This window comes from Burkholderia humptydooensis (assembly GCF_001513745.1).
Classification (GTDB): Bacteria; Pseudomonadota; Gammaproteobacteria; order Burkholderiales; family Burkholderiaceae; genus Burkholderia; species Burkholderia humptydooensis.
The window spans coordinates 1,699,819-1,713,800 of the sequence record NZ_CP013380.1 but is presented as its reverse complement, the minus strand read 5'-3'; the positions used below and the strand labels follow the sequence as shown (position 1 = coordinate 1,713,800).

The window sequence follows — 13,982 nt, the reverse complement described above, 5'->3', positions numbered from 1 at the left end:
CCGGCCTTGCGCGCTTCGATCGCTTCGCTGAGCGCTTGATTATAGCCGCCGGCTTTTTTGAAAACCGCCCGTGCGCGAACGCGCGAATGTCCCATCCATTTGAACGGTGTCGGCGCGCTGCCGCACCGCGTCATCGACGCCGTCGCGCCGCAGCCGCCCGCGCGCGCCGCGGCATGACGGCATTCAGGATGCCTGGAGGGTTTCCCGCACCGTTCATCTGAACGGCTTTGCAGCGACTTTGCCGCTACCGACACTGCGCACGCCCCCTCAAGAAAAACGATCACCCGGTTTGGAGAAACGAAGCGATGAAGACGTTCAGGTTCAGGAATACACGCCGACGACGCGCGCTCGCCGCAACCGCGACGCTCGCCGCGCTGTCCGGCCCGACGCACGCGCAGTCGACGCTCACGCTCTACGGCGTGGCCGACGCGGGCGTGCAGTATCTGTCGAACGCAGACGGCCGGCATGCCGCCTGGCAGTTGCAAAACTACGGAATCCTGCCTTCCCAGGTCGGCATCAAGGGCGAAGAGGATCTCGGCGGCGGCTGGCGGGCGCTCTTCAAGCTCGAGCAAGGCATCAACCTGAACGACGGCACGGCGACCGTGCCCGGCCATGCGTTCTTTCGCGGCGCGTACGTCGGCATCGGCGGCCCCGCCGGCACCGTCACGCTCGGCCGCCAGTTCAGCACGCTGTTCGACAAGACGCTCTTCTACGACCCGCTCTGGTACGCGTCGTACAGCGGCCAGGGCGTGCTCGTGCCGCTGTCCGCGAACTTCATCGACCACTCGATCAAGTTCCAGTCAGCGACGTTCGCGGGCTTCGACGTCGAGGCGCTCGCCGCGACGGCGGGCATCGCGGGCAATACGCGCGCCGGCCGCGTGCTCGAGCTGGGCGGCCAGTTCACGAGCAACGGCCTGTCGGCGAGCGCCGTGCTGCATCGGTCGCACGGCACGGTCGACGGCGGCGTCGACCGCTCCGCGCAGCGGCGCGACATCGGCACGTTCGCCGCGCGCTATGCGTTCGCATCGCTGCCGCTCACCGTCCATGCCGGCGTCGAGCGCCTGACGGGCGATCTCGATCCCGCGCGCACGATCGTCTGGGGCGGCGCGCGCTACCAGACGAGCGGCCGCTTCGGCTTCGCGGGCGGCGTCTATCACACCGATTCGCCGACGCCGCGGATCGGCCATCCGACGCTCTTCATCGCGAGCGCGACCTGTTCGCTGTCGAAGCGCACCGTCGCATACCTGAACCTCGGCTACGCGAAAAACAGCGACCGCAGCTCGCAGACCGTCTACGAATACGACCCGACGCCGCTCGCCGGCGCATCGCAGTTCGGCGCGATGCTCGGCATGTACCACGTCTTCTGAATCGAGCCCGCGAGATCACGACCATGACCATCAAGACATTGCTGCAAGAGCCCGCGCTGCCGGGCGCGGCGCCGTCCGCCGACGCGCCCGATTTCACGAGCGGCACGCTCGCCGCGCTCGTCGCGTTCGCGGCGATCACGCCGCTCCTGCTGCTCGTCGCGCCGGCCGTGGCCGGCCAGCTCGGCGCGCAGCTCGGGTTGTCGGCGTCGCAGATCGGCACGTACTTCTTCGTCGAGCTGGGCGCGTTCAGCGCGGCGACGCTGCCGTCGTATCTATGGCTCGGCCGCATCGACGCGCGGCGCATCGCGTGGTGCGCGACCGCCGTGTTCTGCGCCGGCAATCTCGCGACCGCCGTGTGGATGCCGGGCTTCGCGCCGCTTCTCGCGCTGCGCGCGGCGACGGCGCTCGGCGGCGGCACGCTGATGGTGCTCTGCATGACGAGCGCCGCGGCGAGCGGCAACAGCGATCGCGTCTACGGGCTCTGGGTCGTCGGCCAGTTGGTCGCGGGCGCGGCCGGCCTGTTCCTGCTGCCGCACCTGTTCGGCGCGCTCGGATTGCGCGCGCTGTACGTCGTGCTCGCCACGCTCGCACTGTGCGCGGCGCCGCTCGCGAGCCGCTTTCCGGCCGTGCCGCGCGCGCGGGCGCGGCACGCGTCGCACGCGCATCCGGCCGCGGCGCGCACGGCGGCCGCGCTCGCGGTCGGTGGGGTGCTGACGTTCTACCTCGCGATCGGCGGTGTATGGACCTTCGCCAGCAAAGCGGCGGCGGCCGTCGGCTTCGACGCGCAGGCGAGCGGCAACGTGCTCGCGATCGCGAGCCTGATGGGCATCGCGGGCGCGGCGCTCGCGTCGTATCTGGGCGGCCGCGCCGCGCGGCGCGCGATGCTGCTCGCCGGTTACGGAATCCTCGCCGCGTCGCTCGTCGCGCTCGCCGCGGCGCCGAACGCAACCGGCTACACGATCGCGATCTTCGGCTTCAAGTTCGCGTGGACCTTCGTCCTGCCGTTCATCCTCGCGAGCGTCGCGGCCGTCGATGCGACCGGGCGCCTGATCGCGACGCTCAATCTCGTGATCGGCTCGGGGCTCGCCGCCGGGCCGCTCGCCGCCGGACTGCTGCTCGACGGCGGCGGCACGCTGCGCGCGCTGTTCTCGATCGCGGCCGCGGTCTCGGCCGCATCGCTCGCGACGATGCTGCGCGTCGAGCGCGACGCGCATTGACGCCTGATGCCGTTCCTTCCCCCTCCTTCATCGCTTCGGCTCATCGCCATGACAAAAACCGCTTTCTTCACCGACGAACGCACTTTCTGGCACACGGGTGGCGCGCATGCGCTGTTCTTTCCGGTCGGCGGATGGGTGCAGCCGCCGTCGAGCGCGGGCTATGCGGAATCGCCCGACTCGAAACGGCGCCTGCTGTCGCTCGTGCACGCGTCGGGGCTCGCCGCGAGGCTCGACATGTCGAGCGCGCCCGCCGCAACCGATGACGATCTGCTGCGCATTCATCCCGCGCATTACCTCGACGCGTTCAAGCGCGCGAGCGATGCGGGCGGCGGCGACCTCGGCGAGCTCGCGCCGTTCGGGCGGGGCAGCTACGAGATCGCGGCGCTGTCGGCGGGGCTCGCGCTCGCCGCCGTCGACGCGGTGCTCGCCGAGCGCGCGGCGAACGCGTTCTCGCTGTCGCGCCCGCCCGGCCATCACTGCCTGCGCGACAAGCCGATGGGTTTCTGCCTGCTCGCGAACATTCCGATCGCAATCGAGGCCGCGCGCGCGAAGCATCGCGTCGAGCGCGTCGCGGTGATCGACTGGGACGTGCATCACGGCAACGGCACGCAGGCGATCTACTACGACGATCCCAACACGCTGACGCTCTCGCTGCATCAGGACCGCTGCTTTCCGCCCGGCTACAGCGGCGCCGACGAGCGCGGCGCGGGCGCGGGTGCGGGCGCGAACGTCAACGTTCCGCTGCTCGCTGGAGCGGGCGACGATGCGTATCGCTACGCATTCGAGCGGATCGTGCTGCCCGCGCTCGACGCGTTCAGGCCCGATCTCGTCGTCGTCGCGAGCGGGCTCGACGCGAACGCGGTCGACCCGCTCGCGCGAATGCAGTTGCACAGCGACAGCTACCGGTTCATGACGCACGCGCTGAAGCAGGCCGCGCAGCGGCATTGCGCGGGGCGGCTCGTCGTCGTGCACGAAGGCGGTTATTCGGAGGCCTATGTACCGTTTTGCGGACAGGCGATCGTCGAGGCGCTGTCGGGCATGCGCACCGACGTCGCCGATCCGATGCTCGAACTTGCGATCGCGCAGCAGCCCGGCGAGCGCTTCAACGCGTTCCAGCGGCAACTGATCGACGAGATGGCGGCGCGCTTCGGTTATTGATCGAGCGGCCGAGGATCGGGCGGCGCGAAGCATGCCGATACGGCGTCGCGCGGCGCCGTTCGTCGATGGCGTGGATAGGCGTGGATGGGCGTCGACGATGCGCCGGTGCGCGTCGACAGAAACTTTCCGGCGCGTCGACGAAAACCGCGCCGATGCCGTTACACTCTCGTCCTCGTCAGTTTCGAACGCCCGACCCTCTCATGCAGTTGCCGAAGCGGCTCGCCGCCGCGTGTCTCGCCGCCGTTTTCCTGTCCGCCGCACCGCCCGCCGTCAGCAAGACGGCTTCCGAATCACTGATCGAGCGCCTCGTCGCGCTGATCGCCGACGCGCTGCCGTCGTCCGCGAAGGAAGCGCCGGCGGGACAGGTCGTCGAGGCCGCGTTCTCGCCGGACGGCGGCGCGGAAACGCTCGTGTTGAAGGTGATCGGCACCTCGCGCGCGTCGATCCGCCTCGCCGGCTATTCGTTCACGTCGCCGAAGGTCGTGCGCGCGCTCCTCGACGCGCGCCGCCGCGGTGTCGACGTCGCGATCGTCGTCGACAACGACGGCAATCGCTCAAGGGCGTCGAAGCAGGCGCTCAACCTGCTCGTCAACGCGAAAGTGCCGACGCGCACGATCGGCCGCTACGCGATCCATCACGACAAGTACATCGTCGTCGACGGCCGCCATGTCGAGACGGGGTCGTTCAATTTCAGCGCCGCCGCGGCCGCGCGCAACTCGGAAAACGTGCTCGTCGTCTGGAACAATCCGGCGCTCGCCGCGCAGTACCTGAAGCACTGGCAGAACCGGTACGATCAGGGGACCGATTATCGGTCGACTTATTGATCGGCTATCGGTCGGCGAAGGCTTGATGCTCGACCGCCGGCTCGCTCGCACGCGCCGTTCGCGCATCGGCCGGCCACCGCGACTCACGCGTCCGTCCACCGGCGATAGGTCGCGGCCTGCCCCCGATACGTGCCGTCGCGATCGATCAGATTCCAGACGGTGACGTCCTCAATCCAGAAACGCCGCCCCGATTTCGCCACCCGCAGGCCGCGATAGCCGGTCGCGAAGCCGCGCGTTCGCACCGATTCGAGCAGCCGCGCGCGCTCGTCGCGATTCGGCTCCTCGGCGGAGTACCGCGAATGCAACGCGGTCATCTCGTCCCAGTCGTACTCGAAGCAGCGCTGCACGGTCCTGTTCGCATAGACGTAGCGCGGGTCCTCGGCGGCGTCGTGGGCGAGCACGCAAAACGGCGCGTCCTCGTAGAGCCAGCGCGGGCCGTCGGCGCGCGGCACCGCAGGGTCGACGAGCGGCGTGCCGATCAGCCGCAGGTGGCTGACCGCAAGGAGATCGAAGAAATCCGGATCCAGCGCAAGCGAATGGGACATGGCTTCGTTCTGTTTCTGAAAATGAGTGGAGGAAATCGCGCGAGCACGGCGAAACGCGCCGCCGCACGCGTCAAGGTGAATCGACTGCAGATTGTGCGCCTGGTTCAACGCGTGCGGAGAAGCGTTCGACGAATCGAGGAATCATCGGCCGCTGACGAATGCCGTGCCCGAACGCCGCGCCTGGGTGCCGCGATTCGGATGCCGCGCCGCACGGCCTCGATCGCGCATCGACAACGCGCCACACGAACTGTCGCGCGGCGAAACCCGAAAATGACGGAATAACGGAAGATTTTTGCCTCCGGCCACGATACGCGCGACGGACGTTCGGCGCTGGCTAACGGAGAAGCGGAAGAATGACGGGAGCGCTTTCCGAAACGACGGATCGAAATGATTCAGACGATGCGTCGATCGAACCGATCTCGGCTTCGAGCCTGATCGAAGCGGAAAAGCGTGGATGGTGCGTGAGGCCGGACTCGAACCGGCACACCCTTGCGGGCGTCAGGACCTAAACCTGGTGCGTCTACCAATTTCGCCACTCACGCACGCGAGAAAATGCTGCAGCCAACGGGCTGCACGCCGGGGTCGCATACCGCTTTCGCGACCGCCCGGAAAGCGCGAGCGCGAGATTCTAACCGATCTCCCTACGCTTGTCTCTAGCGTCCGGCCTCTCTTTTGCCGCGATGCTAGAATTCGCCGTTGTCCCCGCAATGCGGCCGCGATGCCGTGCGGTCGAACGCCCGCCCCCGTCCGAGCCGATCTCGCCTCACTCGTTCCTGCCCCCGTGAATTTCGACGAATACTGCCAGCAGAAAGCCGCGCCGCCCGGCTCCAGCTTCTACTATGCGCTGCGCCAGGCGCCGCTCGCGCGCCAGCCGCTCGTCGCCGCGCTGTTCGCGCTGCGTCGCGAAATCGAGCAGACGGTGAAGGAGGTCAGCGATCCGACTGTCGGCCACGCGAAGCTCGCGTGGTGGCAAAAGGAACTCGCCGCGCTCGCGGCCGGCAATCCGTCGCATCCGGTGTCACAGGCGCTCGCCGCGCATCATCCGGACATCGCGCGCGAAGCCGGCGCGCTGCGCACGCTCGTGAGCGGATACGGCATGGATCTCGAGCAGGCGCGCTATCTGGACTTCGCGAATCTGCGCCGCTATGTCGACCATACGGGCGGCACGTTCGCCGCGCTCGTCGCGCGCGCGAGCGCGAGCCGGCCCGCCGCGGGCGACGCGCGCTGGGCGCAGCCGCTCGGCGAGGCGCTCACGCTCGCGCAATTCGTGCAGGATCTCGGGCAGGATGCGCGGCAGGGGCGCATCTACGTGCCGATCGACGAACTGCAACGCTATGGCGTGACGGCCGCCGATCTCCTCAATCGCCGCTACACCCCCGCGTATACCGAGCTGATGCGCTTCCAGACGTCGCGCGCGCGCGACGCGCTCAACGCGTCGCTATCCGGCATCCCCGCCGACGAGCGCCGCGCGCAGCGCACGCTGCGCGCGCTCGGCGCGCTCGCGCTCGCGGTGCTCGACGAGATCGAGCGCGACGGCTTCCAGGTGCTGCACCAGCGAATCGCGCTCACACCGATCCGCAAGCTGTGGATCGCGTGGCGCGCCGCGCGGCGCCGCTGACACGCGCCGGCCGACACACGCCGACACACGCCGACACATGCCGCCGCACGTCCCGCACATCAGGCGCGCAGCAGCGGCAGCGGCTCGAAGCGCTGCTTGAGCACGCTCGTCGCGTCGAGCCCCCACCACGGGCCGAGCACGGTCGCATAGAGCTGACGGAAATCGACCGCGACGGGCAGGTTGCCGTTGCCGTCGAGCGCAGCAAGCGCGGGCGGCGCGCCATACAGCCCGCCGCGCACACGCCCGCCCATCACGAAATGCGGCGCGGCCGTGCCGTGATCCGTCCCGTTGCTCTGGTTCTCTCGCGCGCGCCGGCCGAATTCCGCATACGTCATCACGAGCGTATCGTTCCAGCGCCCGAGCTCGATCAACGCCGAGCGCATCGCGACAAGCCCCTGCGCCAGTTGCCTGAGCAATCCCGCCTGCTGGCCGGGCTGGTTCTGGTGCGTGTCGAAGCCGTTCAGCGTGAGGCGCAGCACCGCAACGCCCTGCCCCGGCGCCGGCGTGCGCTGCGGCGTATCGCACGCGGCGAGCACCTGCATCGCGGTCTTCACCGACGCGCCGAACGGTCCGCCCGGAAACGCGGTCGCGAGCGCGGGCGTGCCCGCGTGCGGACGCAGCCGGTCGGCGGCCTTGACGATGTCGTTTTCGATGTCGATCACGTGCGCGAGCGCGGGATTCTGCTCGCGCAGCGACACGGGCTGCACGAGCCGCGCCGCGCGCGCGAACTGCGCGGGATTGACGAGTGCGATCGCGCGCGCGCCGTTCGCGAGCGGCCCCATTTCCGCGCTGCCGAGCACGATGCCGTCCGCGGCGAAGCCGGGCGGCACGCTGGCCTGCGCGAAGGCGCGCGTGAGCCACCCTTCGCGCAGATACTCGTCCGCGCGCGACGCGGTATCCCAGATCTCGATCGAGCGAAAGTGCGACAGATTCGGCTGCGGATAGCCGACGCCGTCGACGATCGCGAGCCGCCCCTCGCGCCAGAGAGGCACGATCGGCTCGAGCGCCGGATGCAGCGCGGCGCGCTCGTCGAGCTGCACGACCTGCTCGCGCTTGACGCCGATCGTCGGGCGCAGCGTGCGGTACAGCGGGTCCGCATAGGGAATCACCGTGTTGAGCCCGTCGTTGCCGCCCTTCAGCTCGACGAGGATCAGCAGGTTAGAGTAGCGCGCGGCGCCCGCCGCGCCGATCGCGCCGATCGCGCCGAATGCCCCCTTCTCGCCCGAAGCGGCCGGTGCCGCCGCGAACGCGCGCGGCAGCGACAGCGATACGCCCGCCGCGCCGGCAAGACTCGCCAAGGCCAGAAAATCGCGTCGTTTCATGCTGCTTTCCTCGTTTAGCATTCGACGCGGCCCGCGCGTTGCCGCATCGCGCGATATTCCGTCGTCGTCATGTTCATGTTCTTCACTTCAGTTGATACGCCGGATCCATCAACAGGGTCTGCAAATACGCGCTGCTCGTCGCGCCCGCCTCGATCGCCGCGACGGGCGAAATCGGCAGCACCGCGTGCTGCAGTTGCAGCTCCGTCGACAGATCCGGCTGCGCCTGCGGCTTCGTCCGGTACGCGGCGAGCCACGCGTCGAGATCGAAGCGCATCGCCGCGCGCCGCATCGACGCCGGCCGGCCGGCCATGTCATGGGAGACGGGCGCCGCGCGCATGCCGGGCGCCTCCGTCGCTCGCATCATCTGCTCGACGAACTGCTTGCGCGCAAGCAGCGTCGAGCTGTTGATCCAGGCCGCGCCGCCCGGCCAGCCCTTCACGTTCGGCGGATAGAACAGGTTCTGGCCGAGCGCGCGCAACGTGTTCGCGAACGGCGCGGTATCGCCGTAGTCGACGTCGAAAAGCCGCACCGTGCCGACCACGAACTCCGCCGGCGATTTGACGAGCACGCCGCGATTGCGGTCGGCCCAGAACGCATCGGACGAGAACAGCTCCGCGAGCGCCGCCTTGATGTCGTAGCCGCTCTGCCGGAATCGCGCGGCGATGCGCTCGAGCTCGCCGGCATCCGGCGCATCGGAGACGAACTCGCGCCACAGCTTCGCGACGACGAAGCGCGCGGTCTCGGGGCGGGCGAGCAGGATATCGAGCACCGCGTCGCCGTCGAAGCGGCCGGTTTCGCCGAGCACGGTCTTCACGCCGTCGTCGTGAACGTTCGGCCGGAACACATGCGCGAGCGTATCGGGATCGAGCCCCCAGCCGGTATAGGCGCGCGCGGCTTCGGACACGTCGCGCTGCGTATAGTGGCCCTCGCCGAGCGTGAAAAGTTCCATCGCCTCGCGCGCGAAGTTCTCGTTCGGGCGGCCCCGGCGATTGCTCGCGCCGTCGAGATACTGCAGCATCGCCGGGTCCTTCGCGACGCCGTGCAGCATCGCGCCGAAGTTGCCGAGCGCATCGGCGCGCAGCAGCGCATGTTGCGCCGCAATCGTTTGCGGAAACGGTACCTTGTCCTGGCCGGACGTGAAGTGGTTGTGCCAGAAGAGCGTCATCCGCTCGGTGAGCGGCGAAGGCGTCACGAGCATCTCGCGCACCCACCACGCGCGCAGCGCGTCGTAGCGGCGATTGCGCAGTTGCTGTTCCGCGCGTCGCTCGTCGGGCGAGAACGCGGCGCGCGCCGCGCGCGACGGCGGCGCCTCGCGCACCCAGTCGGGAGGCGGCGTCACGCTTTGCGTGCGCGCACCGTCGAGCAGTTCGGCGAGCGCCTGCGCGCGCGTCATGCCGACGAGGCGCACAACGTCGCGCGGCGGCGGCGAAAAGCCGGTGCGCGTCAGCAGGAAGCGCGCGTCGTCCGCGTCAAGCAGCGTCTGCATGGCAGCCGGAATCCGGTCCGGCTTCGCCGGGGGCCGCCCGGACGTTCTCGAATCGCTCATCGTCGACCGTTCTCCGAAAGAGACAAGCCACGTCGGCTCGCGAAGCGCGCGAGCCGTCCGTGATGGCGATTCAACGGTTCGCGGCGACGCGCAGTTGACGTTCGAATTGCTACGGAATTTTTCTGACGAAGGACGAAGGACAACGTCCGAGGGACGGCGCGCGGCGATACGCCGGATTTAACGATTCAACGTTTGTAAAGCTCGCGCACTGCGTCTTCGATGTGCTGGCGCAAGAGATGCCGCTCTTCCGGCGTCATGTGGCCGTCGCGGCGGCGCTGCTCGAGATCGGGCGGGACGGCGGCCGCGCGCGCGGGCGGCTCGCCGGGCGGCGCGGAACGCCCTGCCGCGCCGTTGCCGCGCGGCATCTTGTGCGACGTCGCGGCGCCGCGGTCCGGGCGCTGCGCGCGAGCGAAGTCCGAAGCGAGGAAACCGACGCATGCGAGCGCCAGCACGAGCGCCATCTTCGTCGGCCGCATCACTGGCCTCGCCTCTTTCGTCGTTTTGTTCCCTTCGTCACGCGGCAACCGGCTACCTTTGGCACACGAACAAACCCTGCGAGAATCGGGCGTGCAAACCATGTAAATGTTAAGTGGATGGAGTATCCACCGAATGTCGTCTTCGAGTAAAGGAGTCTGTCGTGACTGTCTTTACTCCGCACAATAGCGCGGGTAAATTTTGTAACTGACTGTAACCCGTCGAAAGCCGCTACCGCGCGTTTTTTCCTAATCGCGATAAGATGCCGCTCATGGAAACGAAAAACCCCTCCAAGATTCTCGTCGTCGACGACGACCCGCGCCTGCGCGACCTGCTGCGCCGCTACCTCGGCGAGCAGGGCTTCAACGTGTATGTCGCGGAGAACGCGACGGCAATGAACAAGCTCTGGGTGCGCGAGCGTTTCGATCTGCTCGTGCTCGACCTGATGCTGCCGGGCGAGGACGGCCTGTCGATCTGCCGCCGCCTGCGCGGCAGCAACGACCGCACGCCGATCATCATGCTCACCGCGAAGGGCGAGGACGTCGATCGCATCGTCGGCCTCGAGATGGGCGCCGACGACTACCTGCCGAAGCCGTTCAACCCGCGCGAGCTCGTCGCGCGCATCCACGCGGTGCTGCGCCGCCAGGCGCCCGCCGAGCTGCCGGGCGCGCCCTCCGAGACCACCGAGGTGTTCGAGTTCGGCGAGTTCTCGCTGAACCTCGCCACGCGCACGCTCACGAAATCCGGCCAGGAGATTCCGCTCACGACGGGCGAATTCTCGGTGCTGAAGGTGTTCGCGCGCCATCCGCGCCAGCCGCTGTCGCGCGAAAAGCTGATGGAGCTCGCGCGCGGCCGCGAATACGAAGTGTTCGACCGCAGCCTCGACGTGCAGATCTCGCGCCTGCGCAAGCTGATCGAACCCGATCCGGGCAGCCCGCGCTTCATCCAGACGGTGTGGGGTCTCGGCTATGTGTTCATCCCCGACGGCGCCGCCTGATTCCGCTTCGACGCAATACGTGGCGTCGACGCCATCTTCGACGCCACGCCTTTGACGCCAGTTAGACAGCCAGTCCCTATGCGTATCGACCGGCGCCTCTTGACGCTCGTGTTCGGCGGGCTGTTCTGGCGCACCTTCCTGCTGATTGCGCTGTTGATCGCCGTCAGCCTCGCCGCGTGGTTCCAGAGCTTCCGGGTGATCGAGCGCGAGCCGCGCGCGCAGCGCGTCGCGCTCCAGCTCGTCGCCATCGTGAAGCTCACGCGCACCGCGCTGCTCTATTCCGATCCCGACCTGCGCCGCGCGCTGCTGCAGGATCTCGAGAGCAACGAAGGCGTGCGCGTCTATCCGCGCGAGAAAACCGACAAGTTCAAGCTGCAGCCCGACGAGTCGCTGAACCGGCTGATCGAGCACGACATCCGCAGCCGCCTGGGCGACGACACGGTGATCGCGCAATCGGTCAACGACATTCCCGGCGTGTGGATCAGCTTCAAGATCGACGACGACGACTACTGGGTCGCGCTCGACCGCGATCAGCTCGACACCGTCACCGGCCTGCAATGGGCGGGATGGGGCCTCTTCGCGCTCGCGCTGTCGCTCTTCGGCTCGGCGTTCATCACGAGCCTCGTGAACCAGCCGTTCTCGCGGCTCGCGCTCGCCGCGCGCAAGGTCGGCTCCGGCCAAACGCCGGAACCGCTGCCCGAGCGCGGAATGGGCGTCGCCGCCGAGACGAACCGCAGCTTCAACCAGATGGTTCGCGATCTCGAGCAGCTCGAGGCCGATCGCGCGCTGATGCTCGCGGGCATCTCGCACGACCTGCGCACGCCCCTCGCGCGGCTGCGCCTCGAGACCGAGATGAGCCCGTCCGATCAGGCGACGAAGGACGCGATGGTCGACGACATCGAGCAGATGGACCGCATCATCGCCGCGTTCATCGATTACGCGCGCCCCGCGCAGCGCACACCGGAGCCCGTCGATCTGTCGCAGGTCGCACGCGAGGTCGCCGCGCGGATCGTCAGCGAAGACGGCGTGCAGCTCGACATCCGCCTCGCGCCCGCGGCCGTCATCGAAGCAGACGAAACGGACATGCGCCGCGTGATCGGCAACCTCGTCGAGAACGCGCGCAAGTACGGGCAGAGCAAGAAGGACGGCATCGCGCGCATCCTGCTCGAAACGCGGGTGACGCACGCGCGCGTCGAGCTCGTCGTCGCCGACGAGGGCCCCGGCATCCCCGATGATCAGTTGCCCCTCGTGATGCGCCCGTTCTATCGCGTCGACACCGCGCGCAGCAAGGCCGACGGCACCGGGCTCGGCATGGCGATCGTGCTGCGCCTCGTCAACCGCTACCGCGGCACGCTGCGGCTGCGCAACCGCACGCCCGACGCGGGTCTCGAAGTCACGCTGGAGTTTCCGAGCGCAAGAGCGCGTGCGGCCGCGTAACGCACGGCGCCTCCCTTCCCCCGATGGTCGACCCTATCGACGTCTTTGAAAATTTCTATGAGGATCGTTAGTTAAAATCTATTGATAGAAAAATATAATAGCGTTATGATGTTGCCTATGCTGTCACGGAAACGTTGCAGCGCATCGGTAGCTTGACCTAGGTAGCCGTTTTTTCCAACTCATACAGGAGCATCCGCATGAAGACCGTGGGCGATAAACTCGAAGCTTTCACCGTTGTGGCCGCGAAGCCGGGCTTCAACAATCACGAAGAAAACGGCCAGTCGGCATTCGAGACCGTCACCGAAGCGTCGTTCCCGGGCAAGTGGAAGGTCGTCTACTTCTACCCGAAGGACTTCACGTTCGTGTGCCCGACGGAAATCGTCGAATTCGCCAAGCTCGCGAAGCAGTTCGAAGAGCGCGACGCCGTGCTGCTCGGCGGCAGCTCGGACAACGAATTCGTCAAGCTCGCGTGGCGCCGTGAGCACAAGGATCTCGACAAGCTGAACCACTACTCGTTCGGCGACGTCAAGGGCGAGCTGATCGACCAGCTCGGCGTGCGCGACAAGGAAGCGGGCGTGGCCCTGCGCGCGACCTTCATCGTCGACCCGGACAACACGATCCAGCACGTGTCGGTGAACAACCTGAACGTCGGCCGCAGCCCGGAAGAAATCCTGCGCATTCTCGACGGCCTGCAAACGGACGAACTCTGCCCGTGCAACCGCGCGATCGGCGGCGCGACGCTGTAAGCGTCCGATGCACGAAAGCCCGCGGCGCTGCGTGTTGCCCGCGGGCTTTTTTAACGGCCCAATCATAGGAGATATCAATGGAATTCATCGATTCGATTAAGGCGCTAATTCCCGACTACGCGAAGGACATCCGCCTGAACCTCGACGGCACGATCTCGCGCTCGTCACTCGACGGCACGGACGCGGTCGGCGCGGCGCTCGCCGCGGCCTTCGCGGCGAAGAGCCCGGCGCTCGTGAAGGCGATTCGCGAAGCGGGCGTGCTGTCGCCCGAGGAATCCCAGGCGGCGCTGACGGCGGCCGCGCTGATGGGGATGAACAACGTCTGGTATCCGTATGTCGAGATGGCCGACGACGCCGACCTGAAGACCCAGCGCGCCGAGCTGCGGATGGGCGCGTACGCTTCGCACGGCGGCGTCGACAAGCGCAAGTTCGAGATGTACGCGCTCGCCGCGTCGATCGTCGGCAAGTGCCACTTCTGCGTGAAGTCGCACTACGCGCTGCTCAAGAACGAACAAGGGATGACGGTCACGCAGTTGCGCGACGTCGGCCGGATCGCGGCGGTGATCAACGCCGCCGCGCAAGTGATCGCGGCGGAAGGCAAGTAAGCGCGGCGGCCGCCGCCGCAGCCGCGCACGTTCGCGGCGCGGCCGTCGTTTCAACGAAAAACGCCACGCGGCGATTGCGCGTGGCGTTTTTCGTTTGTGCGCGGGCGGCGAGATGGCCGGCACGGC

The 13,982-nt window shown here is 67.9% G+C and carries 14 protein-coding genes and 1 tRNA gene; 9 read left to right on the top strand and 6 right to left on the bottom strand.

Annotation, left to right across the window (positions count from 1 at the left end; all coding sequences use genetic code 11):
* The first annotated feature begins 305 nt into the window (after positions 1 to 305).
* From AQ610_RS07855 to AQ610_RS07840, 4 genes are all read left to right on the top strand, one after another.
* Complete coding sequence (locus tag AQ610_RS07855) at positions 306 to 1,367, top strand: porin (RefSeq protein ID WP_006026143.1); 1,062 nt, start codon at positions 306 to 308, stop codon at positions 1,365 to 1,367.
* A 23-nt stretch (positions 1,368 to 1,390) separates the two neighbouring features.
* Entirely contained in the window at positions 1,391 to 2,584 is a 1,194-nt protein-coding gene (locus AQ610_RS07850; protein ID WP_006026142.1) for an MFS transporter, read from the top strand.
* Between the two features lie 48 nt (positions 2,585 to 2,632).
* Positions 2,633 to 3,742: a histone deacetylase-like amidohydrolase gene (locus AQ610_RS07845; RefSeq protein ID WP_006026141.1), complete on the top strand. Its 1,110-nt coding sequence runs from the start codon at positions 2,633 to 2,635 to the stop codon at positions 3,740 to 3,742.
* A gap of 200 nt (positions 3,743 to 3,942) precedes the next feature.
* On the top strand, positions 3,943 to 4,566 hold the full coding sequence (locus AQ610_RS07840; RefSeq protein ID WP_006026140.1) for a phospholipase D family nuclease: 624 nt from the start codon (positions 3,943 to 3,945) through the stop codon (positions 4,564 to 4,566).
* A gap of 83 nt (positions 4,567 to 4,649) precedes the next feature.
* On the opposite strand, the gene AQ610_RS07835 is transcribed toward AQ610_RS07840, so the two are convergent.
* Together AQ610_RS07835 and AQ610_RS07830 are read right to left on the bottom strand one after the other, a co-directional pair.
* The gene (locus AQ610_RS07835; protein WP_009911954.1) at positions 4,650 to 5,111 is read right to left on the bottom strand and encodes an MEKHLA domain-containing protein; all 462 of its coding nucleotides are present in this window, start codon (positions 5,109 to 5,111) and stop codon (positions 4,650 to 4,652) included.
* A gap of 455 nt (positions 5,112 to 5,566) precedes the next feature.
* Positions 5,567 to 5,653, bottom strand: a tRNA-Leu gene (locus AQ610_RS07830).
* A 239-nt stretch (positions 5,654 to 5,892) separates the two neighbouring features.
* Here AQ610_RS07830 and hpnD point away from each other — a divergent pair.
* A complete protein-coding gene (hpnD, locus tag AQ610_RS07825) occupies positions 5,893 to 6,729 on the top strand; it encodes a presqualene diphosphate synthase HpnD (RefSeq protein WP_006026138.1) in 837 nt (278 codons plus the stop codon).
* A 59-nt stretch (positions 6,730 to 6,788) separates the two neighbouring features.
* Here hpnD and AQ610_RS07820 read toward each other — a convergent pair whose 3' ends face one another.
* From AQ610_RS07820 to AQ610_RS32985, 4 genes are all read right to left on the bottom strand, one after another.
* Positions 6,789 to 8,051 carry a DUF1501 domain-containing protein gene (locus AQ610_RS07820; RefSeq protein ID WP_006026137.1) on the bottom strand — a complete coding sequence of 421 codons (1,263 nt, stop codon included), beginning with the start codon at positions 8,049 to 8,051 and terminating at the stop codon, positions 6,789 to 6,791.
* Between the two features lie 82 nt (positions 8,052 to 8,133).
* Positions 8,134 to 9,597, bottom strand: coding sequence for a DUF1800 domain-containing protein (locus AQ610_RS07815; protein ID WP_045554837.1), 1,464 nt, complete (start codon positions 9,595 to 9,597; stop codon positions 8,134 to 8,136).
* Between the two features lie 185 nt (positions 9,598 to 9,782).
* On the bottom strand, positions 9,783 to 10,073 hold the full coding sequence (locus AQ610_RS07810; RefSeq protein WP_006026135.1) for a hypothetical protein: 291 nt from the start codon (positions 10,071 to 10,073) through the stop codon (positions 9,783 to 9,785).
* Entirely contained in the window at positions 10,073 to 10,255 is a 183-nt protein-coding gene (locus tag AQ610_RS32985; protein ID WP_009904927.1) for a hypothetical protein, read from the bottom strand. The genes AQ610_RS07810 and AQ610_RS32985 overlap by 1 nt, the downstream gene beginning before the upstream one ends.
* A 78-nt stretch (positions 10,256 to 10,333) precedes the next feature.
* On the opposite strand from AQ610_RS32985, the gene ompR reads away from it, so the two are divergent.
* From ompR to AQ610_RS07790, 4 genes are all read left to right on the top strand, one after another.
* Positions 10,334 to 11,068: a two-component system response regulator GluR gene (gene ompR / locus AQ610_RS07805; protein WP_004192636.1), complete on the top strand. Its 735-nt coding sequence runs from the start codon at positions 10,334 to 10,336 to the stop codon at positions 11,066 to 11,068.
* A gap of 78 nt (positions 11,069 to 11,146) precedes the next feature.
* Positions 11,147 to 12,505: a two-component system sensor histidine kinase GluS gene (locus tag AQ610_RS07800; RefSeq protein WP_015600436.1), complete on the top strand. Its 1,359-nt coding sequence runs from the start codon at positions 11,147 to 11,149 to the stop codon at positions 12,503 to 12,505.
* Between the two features lie 197 nt (positions 12,506 to 12,702).
* Positions 12,703 to 13,251: a peroxiredoxin gene (locus AQ610_RS07795; RefSeq protein WP_009912787.1), complete on the top strand. Its 549-nt coding sequence runs from the start codon at positions 12,703 to 12,705 to the stop codon at positions 13,249 to 13,251.
* 77 nt (positions 13,252 to 13,328) lie between these two features.
* Positions 13,329 to 13,856 (top strand): carboxymuconolactone decarboxylase family protein, encoded by a 528-nt coding sequence (locus AQ610_RS07790; protein WP_006026132.1) that lies wholly within the window; start codon positions 13,329 to 13,331, stop codon positions 13,854 to 13,856.
* The last annotated feature ends 126 nt before the right edge of the window (positions 13,857 to 13,982 follow it).